This is a genomic window from Sphingobium sp. Z007 (genome assembly GCF_900013425.1).
In the GTDB taxonomy this organism is placed as follows: domain Bacteria; phylum Pseudomonadota; class Alphaproteobacteria; order Sphingomonadales; family Sphingomonadaceae; genus Sphingobium.
On sequence record NZ_FBXK01000005.1, the window covers coordinates 2216071 to 2233747 of the forward strand.

The window sequence follows — 17677 nt, forward strand, 5'->3', positions numbered from 1 at the left end:
GATCAATGCGTCAATGCACGAACCGCGCCACCACATCGCGGTACGACCGGCTGACCTTCACCTGCGCGCCGCTTTCCAGCACCAGGAAACATTCGCCATTGGTATGCGGCTTGACCTGCCGCACCTGGGACAGATTTACGATGGTCGAGCGATGGACGCGCTGGAAATTGCGCGGGTCCAGCCGCTTTTCCAGATCCTTCATCGTCTCGCGCAGGATCAGCGAATTGTCCGCGGTATAAATGCACATATAGTCGCCCGCCGCGTCGATCCGCTCGATCGAATCGACATCGACGCGGAAAATCTGCCCGCGATCTTTGATGTTAATGAGCTTTTCGAAGCGGTTGGACGCCGGCGCATCGTCATCGGCTGCGAAATCGGTCATCGCCTGGGGCGCGACTTCGGCCAGCACTTCGCGCAGCTTCTCGATCTCCTGCACCTGCCGCTTTTCAATCAGCCGCTGGCGCACCCGGTCGAGCGCATCGGCCAACCGTCCTTCGTCCACCGGCTTCATCAGATAGTCGACCGCCTGCGCCTCGAACGCGCGGATCGCATGGTCGCTATAAGCGGTGCAGAAGATGACCAGCGGCGGCTCGACTTCCATCAATCCCTGAACGACGGAAAAGCCATCGAAACCGGGCATTTGAATATCAAGGAACACAAGGTCGGGTTTATGCGTCTTGATGGCGCGGATGGCTTCGCGGCCGTTGGTGCAAGTTTCGATAATGTCGACATCCTCATGCGCTTGCAGACGCAGCTGCAGGCCCTGAATGGCCAGGCTTTCGTCGTCGACGAGGATTGTTCTGATGGTCATGCGGCCACTTTCGATGTTTCATCCATGTTCAACGGAATTTCGATGATGACCGAAAATCCGCCCGGCGTGGAACGCGTTTCAAAGCTCTGTCGTTCCCCGAAGGCCTGAATTAACCGGTCCCGGATGTTCGGCAGGCCAATCCCCGTCCCCTCGCTCACCGGGATGTGCGGCCTCATTCCGCTTTCATTCAATCCCGGTCCACTGTCCGATACGACGATACGGACATTATCCCCGGCAGGCTGCGCGCTGACAGCAATTTCGGCCCCCTCCTCCTTGGGCGTCACCGCATATTTGATCGCATTTTCGACCAGCGGTTGCAGCAGCAGGGAGGGCAACCGCGCATGGGCCACGGCCGGATCGATGGAGAAGGACGGGCGCAACCGCTCCTCGAACCGCATCTTCTCAATCTCCAGATAGAGTTTGAGCGTCTCGATCTCCTGCTCGATCGTCACCTGCGCCGTCGGCTCGTTGATGAGTGTGTAACGCAGGAAAGAAGACAGCCGCGAGAGCATCGCATTGGCCCGGTCGGTCTGTTTCAGCAGCACAAGCGTCGATATGCTGTTAAGCGTATTGAACAGGAAATGCGGATTGAGCTGGTAGCGCAGCATCGCCAGTTGCGCGTTCGCCGCCTGATTCTCCAGCAGCAATAGCTGATCCGCCTGCTCCTCCACCGTCAGGTAGAAATTGATCGCATAATAAAGCGCCGACCAGGCGCCCAGCAGCGTCATCGACAGGTAGAAAGCGCCCAGGAACAGTTGCAGCCCGGCCGTCTCGCTGCCCCTGTTCTGCGTCGAAAAGACCCAGGCGTCGATGAACGCGACCAGCCCCGCCGCCGCGACCACCGTCACGATCGACACGCCCCAGGTCACGATCGGCCGCTTCTTGACCAGAAAGCGGAACATCACCGCGATCAGCAGCGTGACCGAATAGCCGGTGACGGTGGAGATCAGCACCGGCACCAGGCTGGAGAGCGGCTGGCCATTGGCGATGGTCGACGACCCGCGCAGCAGGAAAGCGCCCGCCCAACCGACCGATTGCAGGTTCCAGAAGGCACGGTTCTTGTCGGCAAAGAACGGCTGCGGCTTGATGCGGGGCACGGTGACGGACATTGCGTGCAGGCTTAGGCGATTTGGCCCTTTGGTCAAAGCCGGTTTCAGGCCGCCACGGCCGGTTCTTCGCCCATTGGCGTCACTTCGTCGGTGCAAAGCCACACCAGGTCGGACAGCCCCAGCACCCGCCCGTCATGCGACAATATGCCGATCGGGCGGATCGGTTGCCCGTCGCGCTTGTCGGCCAGCACTTGGCAGGCGGTCGTGCCGCAGCCCCACCGCTCGCCCCACTGGCGCAGCGCGATCATGGCGGGGGCCAGCCCCTGTCCTTTCTCGGTCAGTCGATATTCGACCTTGCGCCGGTCGCACTGCATCGGCTCACGCACCAAAATGCCGTTCTCGACCAGCCGGGCGAGTCGGTTGGCCAATATGTTGCGCGCGATCCCCAACGTCGACTGGAACTCCTCGAAATGGCGGATACCCGACAGGGCGCCGCGCAGAATGAGGAAGGACCAGCGTTCGCCCATCATCTCCAGCGCGCTGGGCAATGCGCATTGTTCCAAATCCTGGGCAAGATTATGTTTCATGACCGCCACATATAGCGCAAAGGCGCAGGCGTTGCAAAATTGCTGCCTTATTGGGCAAGATGGGATTTTTTTGTTGCGCCGCAAGCATCTTCCAACACAATCGGGACACGATGCTACGCCAATATGAACTTGTCGAACGGGTAAAGCGCTACGATCCGCACGCGGACGAAGCGATGATCAACCGCGCCTATGTCTTTTCGGTCCAGAAACACGGCAGCCAGAAACGCGCCAGCGGCGATCCCTATTTCAGCCACCCGATCGAAGTCGCCGGCATCCTGACCGACTTCAACCTGGACGACCAGACGATCGTGACCGCGCTGCTGCACGACACGATCGAAGATACGCTGGTCACCTATGAGGAGATAGAGGCCGCCTTCGGCAAGGATGTCGCCCGCATGGTCGACGGCGTCACCAAGCTGTCGAAGATCGAGGCCATGTCCGAAAATGAGCGGGCCGCGGAAAATCTGCGCAAATTCCTGCTCGCCATGTCGGACGATATCCGGGTGTTGCTGGTCAAGCTCGCCGACCGGCTGCACAATATGCGCACGCTGCACTTCATCAAAAATCCCGACAAGCGCCGCCGCATCGCGCGCGAGACGATGGATATCTACGCGCCGCTCGCCGAACGCATCGGCATGTATGATTTCATGCGCGAAATGCAGTTGCTCGCCTTTCGTGAGATCGAGCCGGAAGCCTATGCCAGCATCACCAAGCGCCTGGAGCAGCTGAAAGAAGGCGGCCATGACAAGGTGGACCGGATCGGCGCGGAACTGCAACTGCTGCTGGCGGGCAAGGGCATGTCGGTCAGCGTCTCAGGCCGCGAAAAACACCCCTTCTCCATCTGGAAGAAGATGCAGGAACGCCATATCAGCTTCGAACAGCTGACCGACGTCATGGCCTTCCGCGTCATCACCGACAGCCATGAGGCCTGCTACCACGCGCTCGGCATCATCCACCAGACCTTCAAGATGGTGCCCGGCCGGTTCAAGGATTATATCTCCACGCCCAAGCGCAACGGCTATCAGTCGCTGCACACCACCGTCATCCATCAGGACAATGCCCGGATCGAGGTGCAGATTCGCAGCCGCGACATGCACAATGACGCCGAACTGGGCCTCGCCGCGCACTGGGCCTATAAGCAGAAGGGCGACGCCACCGATCATCATGCCGCCTGGCTGCGCGACCTCGTCGAAATCCTGGAACAGAGCCAGGACGCCGACGAACTGCTCGAACATACCCGCATGGCCATGTATCAGGACCGCATCTTCGCCTTCTCGCCCAAAGGTGAGCTGCACCAGATGCCCAAGGGATCGACCACCGTCGATTTCGCCTATGCCGTCCACACCTCGCTCGGCAACCAGACGGTGGGCGCAAAGGTCAACGGCCGCGTCGTGCCGCTGCGCACCACCCTGGAAAATGGCGATCAGGTCGAAATCCTGAAATCAGAGGGGCAGGAGCCGCAGCCCGGCTGGCTCAGCTTCGCCATCACCGGCAAGGCCCGCGCCGCCATCCGCCGCTATATCCGCCAGAAGCAGCGCGGCGAGGAGATCAAGCTCGGCGAAAAACTCTATGCCGAAATCATCGGCCGCTTCTCCCCCGACCTTGCCAAGGAACTGGGCGACAAGGCGCTGACCGCCGCCTTGAAGCGGCTCAAGCTGGAGGATCGCGCGTCGCTGATGGTCGCCATCGCCACGCATCGCCTGCTCGACCGCGAAGTCATGGAGGCGCTGATGCCCGGCTCCACCAGCGCGCAGGGCGTGGAGGAGGCGCATCCCCGCCAGCATGAACCCGTCTCGATCCGCGGCCTGACGCCCGGCATCGCCTATCATCTGGGCGACTGCTGCCACCCCGTGCCGGGCGACCGCATCGTCGGCGTGCGCCGCACCGGCGAACCGATCGAGGTCCACACCATCGACTGCCGTTCGCTGGAGGTGGAGCAGGACGACGACTGGATCGACCTGGCCTGGGACGGCAAGTCGAAGGGCGGCACCGCCCGCCTCTCCGTCATCGTCAAGAACCAGCCCGGCGCCCTCGCCGCCGTCGCCAACCTGTTCGGCGCGACCAAGGCGAACATCCTCAACCTGCAACTGGTCAACCGCGAAGGCCCGTTCCACACCGACGTCATCGACCTGGAAGTGGCCGACGCGCAGCATTTGAATAGGATATTGTCGGCGCTAAGGGCGATCGACGTCGTGGTGCAGGCGGATCGGGTTTAGGGGGGATTTTATACCGACTGTGCATTTGACAAGCCCGTAAGTCAGTAGAAGGCTTACTGCCGTTAGGCGACCTCGTAATTATGCTATCTGGAGAATCAAAGAGTGGTGGGTGGAATTGCGCAGGATGATGCGAGAGAAAACAGGCTGATTGACCTGTTCAATCTTCATCAAGCAGCCGATCGAGTTAGGCACGGCACCGATGCGATTCTCAAGCTCGACAACGTCGAATACGAATTCGAGCTAAAATCAGCGACGACAAACAAGGGTGGCATCAGTACGGTTAGAGACTTGGGACCTGGACATATTGCGAAGTGGCGCGGTAAACACTGGATCATGGCCTTTTTCGAAGGCTCTAAGCTGCTGTATTGCCGTTATGGATCGCCAGATGCAATGCGGCCCTGGATTACAGAGAAGTGGGATTACATTAAGGCGGATTTCGAAATGGCGAAATACGTTCCGGCCCATATCACGCTTGATACTATGTTCGAAATCGTGGGAAAGAAAGAAGTCTATACAAAGGCAGATGCCCGGAAAATTCACAAAAATCAGATGTCTGCGGCTCAATATGAAACCGCACAAGATACAGTGGAAGGGTATAGCCCGGCACGGATGCTTGATATTTTCAAAGACCGCGCCCGGTACGTGATTGAACGTGGCTCAACGCTAAACAACCCTCACATTCCAAGCAAATATTTCGAATCTTGGCCGGAGATCAGAACCAATCATGCAGCCAAATTGCGTGAATTGGTCAGCACGTGGCGGGATGCAAAGCCCTAGAAATTGAATTTGCCAGATTATAAGCCATCGGCGGTGCTACCGAATTGCCTATCAATCCGAGCGCAAAATATACGGGCCGTTCGACCGGCCAATCACCTGGGAACCCTTGGAGGACGAGACAATCCTGCAAGGAGAGTCGGAAGTGACCGTTCTTTGCCACATATGCACTGGCTGCCGCGCGATCAGCCGCGACTCCATTTGGCCAGACCCCAAGCCTGTTCCACTGCTTCAAGGCAGATACCGAACTGAGGACGCTGGTCGTGTGACGTGGCCCTGTCAGGCCGCTACGCAGGGTGGGCGACAGTGCGTCGAAACCAATATCCGGTAGCCCAAGCGCTTCTCTGACGCCCATCGTCGCAGGAAGATTATGCGGAAAGCCGGTAGAGCGATAATGCCGGTGAGTCGGCGTAGGAATATCGAACTGAGCTGCCTCACCCTGATCTGCAAAGCCAACAAAAAGCACGCGCCTACGGGCCTGCGGCACGCCAAAGTCAGCGGCGTTCAAAATAAACTGACGAATTACGTATTGACGCTTGAGCGGCTCTATAATCGTGCTCTCGATGTAATTTTTGAATTTCTTTGTCGCGAGTCCGCTGACGTTTTCGCAAACAAAGGCACGTGGACGGATAGCTAACACCGCACGGACAAATTCAGGGATCATGTCTCGAACATCCGAGGCTCCATTTTGGCGTCCCGCGTTACTGAAAGGCTGGCATGGAGGTCCACCGTGGAGCACGTCAATCTTGCCCCGATATTTGGACCAATCAACGCCACGTACGTCGCCGCTATCGCCACCATATACGGCCCATTCGGGATGAGCTGCGCTTAGAACCGACGCCGCGCCCTCCATGATTTCATAACTGGCGACATGATTGAAACCTGCACGATCAAAGCCGATATCCATACCTCCACCACCACTGAACAGCGACAATGCGGAAAGGCCGTTGCCGACAAGCTGCGGCATCAGATCAAGTGGATTCAGGCGCGGATTATAGACGGGATGCTTGCACTCACTACAATCGCCAGAAGCGGCACGACGCTTCGCCTGTTGCGATGCAATCGTCGTCGCGCGAAAAGTAGCGCGCTCCTGCTCCGTGAGTTCCCAACCCTGATACCAAGGCGCGTCCGTCCCACGTGCCGCAAGTTGCTTATACATCGCTGCAACTCCCATACGCGCGTCAAATGACGCGGCCTTGCGACGCGAAATCCTCCATCCAAGCTACGAGTGTCAACCGATAATCTCCACTTTTTCCCCACAACTCACCCGGCTCGCGTTTGGCCAGCTTACACCGCTGCTCATCAATGCAGCCTCGTCCTTCGTTTTCTGCGATTTCTCGGACGGCACACTGTATTTCTGAAACCTTTGACGCAAACCAAGCGGCCAGCGCCTCCCCCCCCCACCTTACCCTTCCAAAGTAGGATTTCCTCTGGTTTATCCTTACAGATGAACCACCCCGCCGCCTTCCGCCGCACCCCGTGCCACCCCTCTCTTGGCCCGCACCGACGCGCATTTCTTTCGCGTCGCTATGACCTTCCGCTGTTGAAAGAGGCGCGTCGGAGGCGCTTCGCGAGCGCTTCGGGGAGGCGCGCGAGACACGTCATTTCCTATTTTCCCACATTTTGCGTCGCCACACCCCGACAACGGTGTGAACTTCGGCCCCAACGCGCCACCATGACACACAACCCCCACCCCGCACCCCGCCCAACCCAAGTTTCCGCGTGACATCGCCGCCCCGACTCTGTAAGGGCGCTCCCAGCGAACCCTTCGGGGTTCACCGTCCGAGACAGTTGGTGAGGGGAATATGCCCCTCTTAATCTCCAGCCTAGACGGGGAAAAGTTCTCAACCGAACGGGTTAATCGCCCGATTCGGGTCTGCCTGTTCCTTCGATGGATGCGGGCCAGTCGATCTCTCCCCTCGGACTTAGTGCCCCATGCCTTCGGCGTGGGTTTAGTCGTTCGCCCGTGCAAGCGGTCGGACATGAAGTGGAGTAATGGCATGGATCGTAATCAGAAAGCTGAGGTCGTTTCCGCGCTGAACGCAGAGCTGGCAGAAGTTGGCGTGGTCGTCGTGACCCGCAACCTCGGCATGACCGTCGCACAATCGACTGTCCTGCGCCAGAAGATGCGCGACGCAGGCGCGACCTACAAGGTTACGAAGAACCGCCTCGCCCGTATCGCCCTTGATGGCACGGCCTATGGCCCGCTCAGCGACCTGCTGACCGGTCCTGTTGGCCTCGCCACCTCGGTCGACCCGGTCGCAGCCGCCAAGGTTGCGGTCGAATTCGCGAAGACCAACGACAAGCTTGAGATCGTTGGCGGCGCGATGGGGCAAATGCTGCTCGATGCGGAGGGCGTCAAGGCCCTGGCATCGATGCCGTCTCTGGATGAACTGCGTGCAAAGCTGGTCGGCCTTATCGTCGCGCCTGCTACCAAGCTCGCAACCGTCACCCAGGCACCGGCAGCGCAGCTGGCGCGCGTCTTCAACGCCTATGCGGAGAAGGAAGCGGCCTAAGCCGTCCTTCACCCGGATCAACTTTGACCCTCATCTGACGGGGCGCTTGGCCCCAATCAAGGAATTAGAAAAATGGCAGACATCAACGCTCTGGTCGAACAGCTTTCGGCCCTCACCGTTCTCGAAGCTTCCGAGCTGTCGAAGGCTCTGGAAGAAAAGTGGGGCGTTAGCGCCGCTGCTGCCGTCGCCGTTGCCGGCCCGGCTGCTGCCGCTGCCCCGGCTGCCGAAGAGCAGACCGAATTCGACGTCATCCTGACCGGCGACGGTGGCAAGAAGATCAACGTCATCAAGGAAGTCCGCGCCATCACCGGCCTGGGTCTGACCGAAGCCAAGTCGCTGGTCGAATCCGCGCCGAAGGCCGTCAAGGAAGGCGTGAACAAGGAAGAAGCCGAGAAGGTCAAGAAGCAGCTTGAAGAAGCCGGCGCGACCGTCGAGCTGAAGTAATCGGGAACGCCCCGCGGTCACAAGCTGCGGGGCAACCGATCCGGCTGCGGCCGGACGAAAAAGGGCGACACCTCGCGGTGCCGCCCTTTTCATATGTGGGGGGCGTAGCTCCCGCGATCAGTAATTCCACTGCACCTGGGTACGGATCAGGTCGCCTTCGGCCCGACCGGTGCGCCGCTCGTCGGCTTCGGCCCGCTTCATCCGGGCATAGGCGACGGTGACTTCGAACGCCTTCCACGGCTGCCATTCGACGCCCAGTTCGAACTCGTCGGTTTCCAGCCGCGGCGCGCTCGTGCTGGCCTTCCACCCGCCGCGATAATGTTGCCACCGGCCATAGGGCATCAGCGCACCGACCGAGTCCGTGGGCAAACGATACATCATCTGGACATAGCCGCCATTGAGCTTCTTGGTCTGGATTGACAGGCTGTCGCGGTCATATTCCGGTCCCTTGCCCCAATTCCATTCGGCCTGAATACCAAAAGGCTGCGGATAGAGCATGGCGTGGAGACCGACGCGGTTATCGTCATAGGCGATTTCGCTGACCGCGCCGCTGCGCAGTTCGGGCTGCACCTTGTTGAGCATCGCCGACCCGCCGATTTCGACCACCTGTCCTGCAAAGGCGCCGCCCAGCCCGTCCAGCTCGAACGGCCAGGTGGCGAAAGCGACCTTCATCAGCCCGCGATTCTGCTCGGTCCGATTGGTGCCCTGCCCGTTGAACACGCCGACGCCAAAGGCGCCATAATTGCCGAACAGCTTTTGCCCGTCATGCCCCAGCCGGTCCCAGATCTTCTCTACCGATGGCGGCGTATAATAGCCGACCACGCCCAGATCGCGCTCGCTGGGCACCGCGCTGTTGATTGCGTCGCTGCGGTCCAGCGTCAGCCGGTTGGACGATGATTGCATATTCTCCCAGCCATAGGGCACTTTGGACTGGCCAAAGCGCAGGCGCAGGCTCTTGTCCTTGTCCAGGAACACATCGGCATAGGCGTCGCGCAACTGGGCGAAGCCTTCGCGCCGTTCGCTGCCCGCCTGATTGTTCACCGCGGTCGCAAAGTCGGACTGGAGGTAGAGCGAGACGCGATCGGACACATCGCCCTGCAGCACCAGCCGCACACGGCGCAGCGAGAAGCCGCCGCGATCAGAAATCGCGCTGTCATGGACCGATCGCAGGCGCGATACGCCCGCCGGGGCCGTATCGTCGCCGGACAGGAAGCCATTATAGCGCATCTGGGTATAGCCACGCAGCGACAGCTTCTCATACCAGGCCTTGGCCTTTGGCGCGGCTGTGGAGGCCGGGATCGCCGATGGCGGCGCGGTCGCGGCGGCCAGCGCGACCGGCGTGGAGGCGGACGCCGGGGTCGATGCCGGGGCCACAGCAACCGGCTGCGCGCCTTTACCCGCGGACAGTGCAGCGGTCAGCGCCTCCACCTGGGCTTTGAGCGCGTCAATCTGGCGCTGCAAATCGACGTTGCTTTGCGCCTGCGCGCCCTGCGGCATCGATGTCATCAGCAGCGCCAGCGCGGTGCCGGTCGCCAGTCGCAATCGGAGCGTCATGCCTGTTCCTTCCTTGTTCCGCCACGCCCGTATGAATTTTCAGTTACATATTGGCGTCTATTACATGTCGTTTTTGTGACATCGGCTTTTGATCCGATCCCTGGTTGGCGACACGGGCTGGCCGGGCTAAGCCCTTCGTTACCATGTTCGCCATTCCATTCTTCTCGCACGCAGGTCGTTGCGCAGCCCTGATCACGGCTGCGGGTCTGGCCCTGTTGACGGGCGGCTGTTCCGATGAGGGCCGCGATCCCGTCGTGGTGAGCGTAATCGGCGATCGCGACGATTTTGCGAAACCGCTCGCGCATTTGCCCGACCCTGGCGCCAAGCTGATCCTGGAGGCGACGGCGCAGGGGCTGGTCGCGTTCGACGCGGGCGGCGAGATACTGCCGGCGCTGGCGCAGCGCTGGATCGTCGAGGATGACGGGCGCAGCTATATCTTCCGCCTGCGTCGCGCCTTCTGGGCCAATGGCGTGCGGGTCACAGCGCCCGATGTCGCCCGGATGCTGATGGCGCGAATCGAATCGCTGCGACGTTTCGATCCCGACGGACCATTGGACGCCGTGCAGGCGGTGGTGCCGATGACCGGCGAAGTGATCGAAATCCGCATGGCCGCGCCACGCCCCTATGTGCTGCAGATGCTGGCGCAGCCACAGATGGCGGTGCTGTCGCGCGATGGCGGCACTGGCCCCTACCGCCGGGCGACGCGCGGCAATGCGGTGATCCTGACACCGGTCGATCGCACCAGCGGCGATGACGTGGCGGCGGACGAACCCGTTCCGCCTTGGGAAACCCGCGTGTTGCGCGCCGAACGCGCCGCACTGGCGATTGTCCGTTTCCGCGAGCGCGAGGCCGCACTGGTGCTGGGCGGCCGCTTCACTGATCTGCCGCTGCTGGTGCCGGCCGGGATTGATCGCGACACTGTGCGGGTCGATCCGGTGCGGGGTTTGCTGGGCCTGGCCGTCACCGGCCGGGGCAAGCTGTTGGACGATGCTGGGATTCGCGCCGCCATCAACATGACGATCGACCGCAGCCAGTTGCCCGCCGTGTTTCCCCTGGGCGGCTGGGCGACCAGCGAACGCATCTTGCCTGATCCGATGGATCTGGGCCGTCCGCCCAGCGATCCGACCTGGGCGGCGCTGTCGCTGGAACAGCGCCGCGCGCAGGCCGCAGCGAATGTCACCGTCTGGCGCGCCACCAATGGCGCGCCCCCACCGCTCGGTATCGCCCTGCCCACAGGGCCGGGCGCCACGTTGTTGTTCGGGCTGCTGCGGCGCGACCTGGCCGCGATCGGCCTGTCTGCGCAGCGCGTCGCGATCAATGCAAAGGCGGACTTGCGGCTGGTCGACGAAGTCGCCGCCTATGACAGCGCGCTCTGGTATCTCGGCCGCATTGGCTGCGCCCGCAAGATCCATTGCAGCGACGCGGCCGACGCCCAGCTTCAAGCCGCCAGCCTCGCCAGTTCGCCCGAAGAGCGCACCGCGCGCATCGCACAGGCCGAAGCGCAGATGGTCGCCCATAACGGTTACATCCCGCTCGGCGCGCCAGTGCGCTGGTCGCTCGTGGCCAAGCGGCTGACCGGGTTCCAGCCTTCCGCTCGCGCGCGTCACCCATTGAACCATCTCTTCCGCACCACCAATTAGGACTTTGATCCTGCGCGCAATGAACGGTTGGGCTTTATGTGCGTATAGGGATCAGGCGCCCGTCGAAACCGGGGCAGGGAGAAGGCAGATGGCGATTTCGCAGGACCAGTTCGACCGGCTAGCGCGAGACATCCCCGGCTTTGGCCGCGACCCCGCGTCCATCCGCCGCCGCATAGAGGCGATGGAAGCGATGCTGGAGGGACTGTTTGTCATTCCCGGCACCAACCGCCGCGTGGGCCTCGACAGCCTGGTCGGGCTGATCCCGGTCGTGGGCGACCTTGCCACCGCGGCGATGGGCGCATGGATTGTATGGGAAGCCCGGAACCTGGGCATGTCGAAATGGCAGATCACCCGCATGGCCGCCAATGTCGGCGTCGATACGCTGGTCGGCGCGATCCCCTTTGCCGGCGACCTGTTCGACTTTCTTTACAAGTCCAACACGAAAAATCTGCGCATCATCCGCAAGCATCTCGATCGGCATCATCCCGCGACGGCGACGATCGACCTTTAACAGCCGGTCCAAATACAAGCGTGCCTCGCCAGACCGATCAGCCTTGCGGCTCGATCCGCAACTGCGCGCGGTCCTTAACGCCGCCCTGCTGCGCCGGACAGCTGATGTAGCGATATTTGCGGTCCATGCAGATCCATACTTCGCTCAGCGATCCGTCGCGCGTGACGTTCAGCCTTATGCCGTCGGCGACCATGCCTTTGTTTTCCGCCGCAAAGGCCTGCGCAAAATCCCGTGCCGACAGGGTCGGTCGCGCGGCCAGCGCCGTCATGTCGGGGTAGCGCAGCGCAGAATAGAGCTTGCGGGACAGGGCGAAGAATTTGGTCGGCGTCGTGGGTATACAGGTGCCATGCTTGACCCATTCATGCTGGATCAACTGGACCGAGGGGGTCGCGCACAGATGATCGCGGATCACCTTGCGCGGCAGGGGCGCTGCGGGCTTGCAATATTGCGGCCATTCCTTGCCATAGCCGTCGGGCCACAGGCCATGCAGGGTGAAGGCGAACCCATTGCCAGACTGGCACTGGAAGGCATCACGCGCCCCACCCCGCGCCGTCTTGCAATATTGCGGGGACCAGCTGACGGCCAGCGTGTAATAGCCGATCGGCAGCACGCGCTTGGGCTCATCGGCGCTTGGACCTTCGGCCTTTGGACGCGCGATCACTTCGGGCAGGCGGCACTGATTGGCCTGCGCCATGGCGACACCCGGCATGGCAAGCGCAACGACGGGCAACAGCTTCTTAAGCATAAGCAAAATCCAGCCCGATATCGGCCGCCGGGGCCGACTGGGTCAGCCGCCCGACACTGATATAGGTGACGCCGGTCTGCGCCTTGGCCCGGATCGTCTCCAGCGTGACGCCGCCCGACGCCTCGGTCGGCACGCGCCCGGCCACCAGAGCCACCGCCACGCGCAACGTCGCCGCATCCATATTGTCGAGCAGCAAATGGGTCGCGCCTGCACTTAGCGCGGGTTCGATCTGGTCCACCCGATCGACCTCCACAATGATGCTGGCGACCCCGGCCGCCACCGCCCGGCGTACCGCTTCCTCGACCGATCCGGCGACCGCGACATGATTGTCCTTGATCATCGCCGCATCCCAAAGCCCCATGCGATGATTGGTCGCCCCACCCATGCGGGTCGCATATTTCTCAAGGCAACGCAGGCCCGGAATGGTCTTGCGCGTATCCAGCAACGTCGCGCCCGTCCCGTCGATCGCATCGACATAGGTGCGGGTCATGGTGGCGATGCCGGTCAGATGCTGCACCGTGTTGAGCGCGGACCGCTCCGCGGTCAGCATCGCCCGCGCCTTGCCCCGGATGCGCAGGATGTCGGTCCCCGCCGCCACCCGGTCGCCATCCTGATGCAGCAGTTCGATCGCCACATCGGGATCAAGCGCCCGGAAGAACGCGATCGCAATTCCCAACCCGGCCAGCGTCACGTCATCCCGGCTGTCCATCACTCCGTCGAACACCGCATCGGCCGGAATCACCGCCTCGCTGGTGACGTCTCGGCCATCGGGACCGAGATCTTCAGCCAGGGTGGACGCGACGAAGGCGGTCAGGTCGAAGCCGGCCAGGCTGAAAACAGGAAGCGAGAAGGTCATGGCCGCGCGCCCACATCCCCCTGGCCCACCGTGCCGCTCGCCATTTCCAGCATCCGGTCCAGGCTTTTCTTCGCCTGCAAGCGCAGCGTCTCGTCCATCTCGATGCGCGGCTGCAAATCGCGCAGCGCCAGATACAGCTTCTCCAGCGTGTTGAGCGCCATATAGGGACAGATATTGCAGTTGCAGTTGCCGTCCGCGCCCGGCGCGCCGATGAAATGCTTGTGCGGCACCGCCTTTTCCATCTGATGGATGATGTGCGGTTCGGTCGCGACGATCAGCGTGTCGCCCGGCATCGTCTTGGCGAAATCCAATATGCCGCTGGTCGATCCGACATAATCGGCATGGTCGACGATATAGGGCGGACATTCGGGATGCGCCGCGATCGGCGCGTCGGGGTGCTGCACCTTGAGCTTGAGCAGTTCGGTCTCACTGAACGCCTCATGCACGATGCACACGCCCGGCCACAACAGCATGTCGCGGCCCAGCTTGCGCTTCAGGTAACCGCCCAGATGCTTGTCGGGGCCGAAGATGATCTTCTGCTCCTTGGGGATCTGCGCCAGGATTTTCTCGGCGGACGAGGACGTCACGATGATGTCCGACAGCGCCTTCACCTCGGCCGAACAATTGATGTAGCTCAGCGCAATATGATCGGGATGCGCTTCCCGGAACGCTTTGAACTGGGCGGGCGGACAGCTGTCCTCCAGGCTGCATCCGGCATCCATATCCGGCAGCACCACGATCTTCTGCGGCGACAATATCTTGGCCGTTTCCGCCATGAAGCGCACGCCGCAGAAGGCGATCACGTCCGCATCCGTCTCCGCCGCCTTGCGCGACAATTCCAGCGAGTCGCCGACAAAGTCCGACAAATCCTGAATTTCAGGCGACTGGTAATAATGGCCGAGGATGACGGCGTTGCGCTCCTTGCGCAGCCGGTCGATTTCGGCGCGCAGGTCGGTGCCCTGCGGGATTCCCGTGATCGCGTTCATACCCTGATACTCCTCGGTCCCATGGCTGGCCCTTTGCCCGCGCCCTAGCGCTGTGGCCGCCTGTTGGCCAGTACCTCATTGATCGGCGTGGTCACGTCCCACTGGTCCTGGCTGCGTCTTTCCGACGGGAAGGTGACAATCACCCGCGCATCGGTAAAGCCCATCGCAGCAAGTGGCGCCCCCATGATCTTGCCCACCGCCGCCCGGCCATATTCGCGCGCCTGCGCCATGCGTTCGGGCGACCGGGCAGACGCCGCAGCCCGCGATTGCGCATGGGCGGACACTTGCCGGCTCAACGCCTCGCCCGCCGCCCGCGTCACGAACAGCCCGCTGGTGCGCACCAGCGTCCGGCGCGCTTCATCGACATTGGGTTTGTCCGCCGTCACATCGGGCGCATTGACGATCAGCGTGCGGCGCGTCTCGTCCCACTCCAGGTCGCTGGCGTCCAACTTCGACAGGTCGATGAAATAATCCACGGAATAGGGCATTTTCACCACCTGATCGGATTTCAGCCAACCAAAGCCACGCACATCCTGCGCCGTGCTCTGGATCGTGCCGCTCAGCCGCGAAACGCGCAGATCGCTCGCGCCCGCAATCTTCTCCGCGATGATCTTCGTCACCGCCGACCCGTCATCCTCGACCGCCACCACATAGTCGCGATCATAGCGCTGCCAGCCGGCTAGCATCGCCGCGCCCACACCCAGGATCAGCAGCGCAGCGCCGATCGGCCCAGCATACCGCCTCAAAGCGTCTGCCATCGGCCGTCCCCGACTGGCGCGGCCAGCCCCCGGCCGTCCAGGTCGATCAGATGCGCCAGCACCGATCGCCCCGCCGCGCCATAAAGCCGCGGATCGACGCCCTTGTACATTTCCGCCACCATGTCGGGGATGGCGCTCTCGCCATTGCGCTCCATGTAGCGCAAAATCTGCCCCTCGCGCTGCTTGCGATGGCCCATCATGCCCCGCACCAGCCGCTGCGGCGTCTCGATTGGTTCGCCATGCGCGGGATAATAAACGCGATCGTCCCGCTCCAGCAGGCGCTGCATCGACCGCATATAAGCGCTCATGTCGCCATCGGGCGGGGAGATCACGCTGGTCGACCAGCCCATCACATGATCGCCGGTAAACAGCGCCTTCTCTTCCAGCAAAGCGAAGCAGAGATGGTTGGACGTATGCCCCGGCGTCGCCACCGCCTCCAGCGTCCACCCCGGCCCGCTCACCTGCTCGCCATCGCCCAGCACTTGGGTTGGCCGATATTCGGCGTCGAAGGCGGCGTCCGACCGCGGCCCGTCATCCTCCAGCGTCAGCGGCGCGCAGCCGATGATCGGCGCGCCGGTCATCTCGCTTAGCGGCCGCGCAGCGGGGCTATGGTCGCGATGGGTGTGGGTACACATAATGGCCATCACCGGCCGCCCCGCGATCGCCGCGGTCAGCGCCGCCAGGTGATCGGGGTCCGCCGGCCCCGGATCGATCACCGCGACCGCCTCGATCCCCACGACATAGGTCTGCGTGCCGGTATAGGTGAAGGGCGAAGGATTGGGCGCCAGCACCCGCGCCACCAATGGAGAGAGCGACATCAGGACGCCGGTCGGCAGGTCGGCCGGATCGAAGGGTGTTGCCATGCATCCCATGTGCCTATTTATGCGCGGATTTCAAGGGCGGCGGGGCGCGGTGGGTGAGACGGGGGCTGGGTCGGAAAGCGAGCAAAGGCGAAGTTTTGGTCAGACGAGTTATATGACCGGCACGCAAACCCCACATCGTCACCCCAGCGAAGGCTGGGGTCTCAGGCGATGGCGCGAGACGGTTGAGTAAGTGCCAAGTTCAACCGCTACGTGCCGCCCCACGAGACCCCAGCCTTCGCTGGGGTGACGGCATTTTTACGTCGGCTTTTGCGTGAAGCCTCGCGCGGACCCCCAAATCCGCCCCCCCCCCTCCTCGCCATCAACCTGTCCTACATCGCGCGCATCTGATAAGCCCTCCCGATGTTCATCGCCTGCGCCATCCCTGCCCCATCTCCCTCGCAACAATATGTCCAACCCCTGTCCAAAAATTTCAAAACCAGCGGGAAATGCGCGAAGTTAAGCGCGGCCAGTCCAACATGACCCCCGCCCTCCCCGAACGCTGGCGCCAGCATCTCGCCCTCGACCGGCGGCGCTCGGTCCACACCGTGCGCGCCTATGTCGCCACGGCCGAGCGGCTGATCGCCTTCCTCGAAGAGCATCGCGGTGAAGCGGTCAGCCCGGCCATGCTTGCGAACATCGACCAAGCCGACTTGCGCGCCTTCCTCACCGCGCGGCGCATGGACGGGATCGGCAACCTCTCCGCCGCCCGCGAACTATCCGCCGTGCGCGGCTTCCTCAAATTTATCGGCGGCGACGACGCCCGCGTCCCGCAACTCAAGGGGCCACGGGTCAAGCGCGGCCTCCCCCGCCCCATCTCCCCCGACGAAGCTGTCGCCCTGGCGCAGGACATCGCCGAAACCGCGCGTGAAGGCTGGATTGGCGCGCGCGACTGGGCGGTGCTGCTGCTGCTCTACGGCGCGGGCCTGCGCATCGGTGAGGCGATGGGGCTGGCCGGCGACATATTGCCGCTGGGCGACACGCTGCGCGTCACCGGCAAGCGGGGCAAGACCCGCATCGTTCCGCTGCTGCCGCAGGTGCGCGCCGCGATCGACGCCTATGTCGCAGCCTGTCCCTATCCGCCCGCCCGCGACCAGCCGCTGTTCCGCGGCGCACGCGGCGGACCGCTGTCCCCCGCGCTCATCCGCCGGGCGGTGCAGGGGGCGCGCGGACGACTGGGCCTCTCCGATCGCACCACGCCCCACGCACTGCGCCACAGTTTCGCGACCCATTTGCTGGGCCGGGGCGCGGACCTGCGATCCTTGCAGGAGCTGCTCGGTCATGCCAGCCTGTCCTCGACCCAGGTCTATACCCAGGTCGATGCCGCGCACCTGCTCGATATCTATCGCAACGCCCATCCCAGGGCGTGA

General features: G+C 62.5%; 17 protein-coding genes. 7 read left to right on the forward strand and 10 right to left on the reverse strand.

Annotated features, from left to right (window positions below):
- Positions 1 to 10 precede the first annotated feature (10 nt).
- Genes CEQ44_RS18720 through CEQ44_RS18730 form a run of 3 tightly spaced genes read right to left on the reverse strand, consistent with a single transcriptional unit; the run spans position 11 to position 2447 of the window.
- Entirely contained in the window at positions 11 to 811 is an 801-nt protein-coding gene (locus CEQ44_RS18720) for a LytTR family DNA-binding domain-containing protein (protein WP_088183327.1), read from the reverse strand.
- On the reverse strand, positions 808 to 1920 hold the full coding sequence (locus tag CEQ44_RS18725) for a sensor histidine kinase (RefSeq protein ID WP_088183328.1): 1113 nt from the start codon (positions 1918 to 1920) through the stop codon (positions 808 to 810). Before CEQ44_RS18725 ends, CEQ44_RS18720 begins: the two co-directional genes overlap by 4 nt.
- A 44-nt stretch (positions 1921 to 1964) precedes the next feature.
- Entirely contained in the window at positions 1965 to 2447 is a 483-nt protein-coding gene (locus CEQ44_RS18730) for a helix-turn-helix domain-containing protein (RefSeq protein ID WP_088183329.1), read from the reverse strand.
- A 110-nt stretch (positions 2448 to 2557) separates the two neighbouring features.
- Here CEQ44_RS18730 and CEQ44_RS18735 point away from each other — a divergent pair, with 110 nt between their 5' ends.
- Entirely contained in the window at positions 2558 to 4663 is a 2106-nt protein-coding gene (locus CEQ44_RS18735; RefSeq protein ID WP_088183361.1) for a bifunctional (p)ppGpp synthetase/guanosine-3',5'-bis(diphosphate) 3'-pyrophosphohydrolase, read from the forward strand.
- A 102-nt stretch (positions 4664 to 4765) separates the two neighbouring features.
- Positions 4766 to 5440, forward strand: coding sequence for a hypothetical protein (locus CEQ44_RS18740; protein ID WP_217894997.1), 675 nt, complete (start codon positions 4766 to 4768; stop codon positions 5438 to 5440).
- Here CEQ44_RS18740 and CEQ44_RS18745 read toward each other — a convergent pair.
- Positions 5412 to 6596, reverse strand: coding sequence for a DNA cytosine methyltransferase (locus tag CEQ44_RS18745; RefSeq protein WP_176400260.1), 1185 nt, complete (start codon positions 6594 to 6596; stop codon positions 5412 to 5414). The genes CEQ44_RS18740 and CEQ44_RS18745 overlap by 29 nt on opposite strands.
- Positions 6597 to 7437: 841 nt before the next feature.
- Here CEQ44_RS18745 and rplJ point away from each other — a divergent pair.
- Positions 7438 to 7953, forward strand: coding sequence for a 50S ribosomal protein L10 (gene rplJ, locus CEQ44_RS18750; RefSeq protein WP_088183332.1), 516 nt, complete (start codon positions 7438 to 7440; stop codon positions 7951 to 7953).
- A 72-nt stretch (positions 7954 to 8025) separates the two neighbouring features.
- Positions 8026 to 8397, forward strand: a complete 372-nt coding sequence (gene rplL / locus CEQ44_RS18755; RefSeq protein WP_088183333.1) for a 50S ribosomal protein L7/L12 — start codon at positions 8026 to 8028, stop codon at positions 8395 to 8397.
- Between the two features lie 117 nt (positions 8398 to 8514).
- On the opposite strand, the gene CEQ44_RS18760 is transcribed toward rplL, so the two are convergent.
- The gene (locus CEQ44_RS18760; protein ID WP_088183334.1) at positions 8515 to 9951 is read right to left on the reverse strand and encodes a porin; all 1437 of its coding nucleotides are present in this window, start codon (positions 9949 to 9951) and stop codon (positions 8515 to 8517) included.
- A gap of 143 nt (positions 9952 to 10094) precedes the next feature.
- Between CEQ44_RS18760 and CEQ44_RS18765 the strand changes: the two genes are divergently transcribed.
- Positions 10095 to 11591 carry an ABC transporter substrate-binding protein gene (locus CEQ44_RS18765; protein WP_088183335.1) on the forward strand — a complete coding sequence of 499 codons (1497 nt, stop codon included), beginning with the start codon at positions 10095 to 10097 and terminating at the stop codon, positions 11589 to 11591.
- Between the two features lie 88 nt (positions 11592 to 11679).
- Complete coding sequence (locus CEQ44_RS18770) at positions 11680 to 12102, forward strand: DUF4112 domain-containing protein (RefSeq protein WP_088183336.1); 423 nt, start codon at positions 11680 to 11682, stop codon at positions 12100 to 12102.
- Positions 12103 to 12139: 37 nt separating this feature from the next.
- On the opposite strand, the gene CEQ44_RS18775 is transcribed toward CEQ44_RS18770, so the two are convergent.
- Genes CEQ44_RS18775 through CEQ44_RS18795 form a run of 5 tightly spaced genes read right to left on the reverse strand, consistent with a single transcriptional unit; the run spans position 12140 to position 16310 of the window.
- Complete coding sequence (locus CEQ44_RS18775; protein ID WP_088183337.1) at positions 12140 to 12847, reverse strand: ribonuclease T; 708 nt, start codon at positions 12845 to 12847, stop codon at positions 12140 to 12142.
- On the reverse strand, positions 12840 to 13703 hold the full coding sequence (gene nadC, locus CEQ44_RS18780; protein WP_088183338.1) for a carboxylating nicotinate-nucleotide diphosphorylase: 864 nt from the start codon (positions 13701 to 13703) through the stop codon (positions 12840 to 12842). Before nadC ends, CEQ44_RS18775 begins: the two co-directional genes overlap by 8 nt.
- The gene (nadA, locus tag CEQ44_RS18785) at positions 13700 to 14689 is read right to left on the reverse strand and encodes a quinolinate synthase NadA (RefSeq protein ID WP_088183339.1); all 990 of its coding nucleotides are present in this window, start codon (positions 14687 to 14689) and stop codon (positions 13700 to 13702) included. The genes nadC and nadA overlap by 4 nt, the downstream gene beginning before the upstream one ends.
- 44 nt (positions 14690 to 14733) lie before the next feature.
- The gene (locus CEQ44_RS18790; RefSeq protein ID WP_088183340.1) at positions 14734 to 15447 is read right to left on the reverse strand and encodes a DUF4230 domain-containing protein; all 714 of its coding nucleotides are present in this window, start codon (positions 15445 to 15447) and stop codon (positions 14734 to 14736) included.
- Positions 15432 to 16310, reverse strand: a complete 879-nt coding sequence (locus CEQ44_RS18795; RefSeq protein WP_088183341.1) for an MBL fold metallo-hydrolase — start codon at positions 16308 to 16310, stop codon at positions 15432 to 15434. The genes CEQ44_RS18790 and CEQ44_RS18795 overlap by 16 nt, the downstream gene beginning before the upstream one ends.
- A 476-nt stretch (positions 16311 to 16786) precedes the next feature.
- Between CEQ44_RS18795 and CEQ44_RS18800 the strand changes: the two genes are divergently transcribed.
- A complete protein-coding gene (locus CEQ44_RS18800; RefSeq protein WP_088183362.1) occupies positions 16787 to 17677 on the forward strand; it encodes a tyrosine recombinase XerC in 891 nt (296 codons plus the stop codon).

Coding starts and splice junctions, on each gene's coding strand:
- CEQ44_RS18765 (WP_088183335.1), top strand. CDS start 10,095: ATGTTCGCCATTCCATTCTTCTCGCACGCAGGTCGTTGCGCAGCCCTG.
- nadC (WP_088183338.1), bottom strand. CDS start 13,703: ATGACCTTCTCGCTTCCTGTTTTCAGCCTGGCCGGCTTCGACCTGACC.
- CEQ44_RS18730 (WP_088183329.1), bottom strand. CDS start 2,447: ATGAAACATAATCTTGCCCAGGATTTGGAACAATGCGCATTGCCCAGC.
- CEQ44_RS18775 (WP_088183337.1), bottom strand. CDS start 12,847: ATGCTTAAGAAGCTGTTGCCCGTCGTTGCGCTTGCCATGCCGGGTGTC.
- rplL (WP_088183333.1), top strand. CDS start 8,026: ATGGCAGACATCAACGCTCTGGTCGAACAGCTTTCGGCCCTCACCGTT.
- CEQ44_RS18725 (WP_088183328.1), bottom strand. CDS start 1,920: ATGTCCGTCACCGTGCCCCGCATCAAGCCGCAGCCGTTCTTTGCCGAC.
- rplJ (WP_088183332.1), top strand. CDS start 7,438: ATGGATCGTAATCAGAAAGCTGAGGTCGTTTCCGCGCTGAACGCAGAG.
- CEQ44_RS18800 (WP_088183362.1), top strand. CDS start 16,787: ATGACCCCCGCCCTCCCCGAACGCTGGCGCCAGCATCTCGCCCTCGAC.
- CEQ44_RS18745 (WP_176400260.1), bottom strand. CDS start 6,596: ATGTATAAGCAACTTGCGGCACGTGGGACGGACGCGCCTTGGTATCAG.
- CEQ44_RS18770 (WP_088183336.1), top strand. CDS start 11,680: ATGGCGATTTCGCAGGACCAGTTCGACCGGCTAGCGCGAGACATCCCC.
- CEQ44_RS18720 (WP_088183327.1), bottom strand. CDS start 811: ATGACCATCAGAACAATCCTCGTCGACGACGAAAGCCTGGCCATTCAG.
- CEQ44_RS18795 (WP_088183341.1), bottom strand. CDS start 16,310: ATGGCAACACCCTTCGATCCGGCCGACCTGCCGACCGGCGTCCTGATG.
- CEQ44_RS18790 (WP_088183340.1), bottom strand. CDS start 15,447: ATGGCAGACGCTTTGAGGCGGTATGCTGGGCCGATCGGCGCTGCGCTG.
- nadA (WP_088183339.1), bottom strand. CDS start 14,689: ATGAACGCGATCACGGGAATCCCGCAGGGCACCGACCTGCGCGCCGAA.
- CEQ44_RS18735 (WP_088183361.1), top strand. CDS start 2,558: ATGCTACGCCAATATGAACTTGTCGAACGGGTAAAGCGCTACGATCCG.
- CEQ44_RS18760 (WP_088183334.1), bottom strand. CDS start 9,951: ATGACGCTCCGATTGCGACTGGCGACCGGCACCGCGCTGGCGCTGCTG.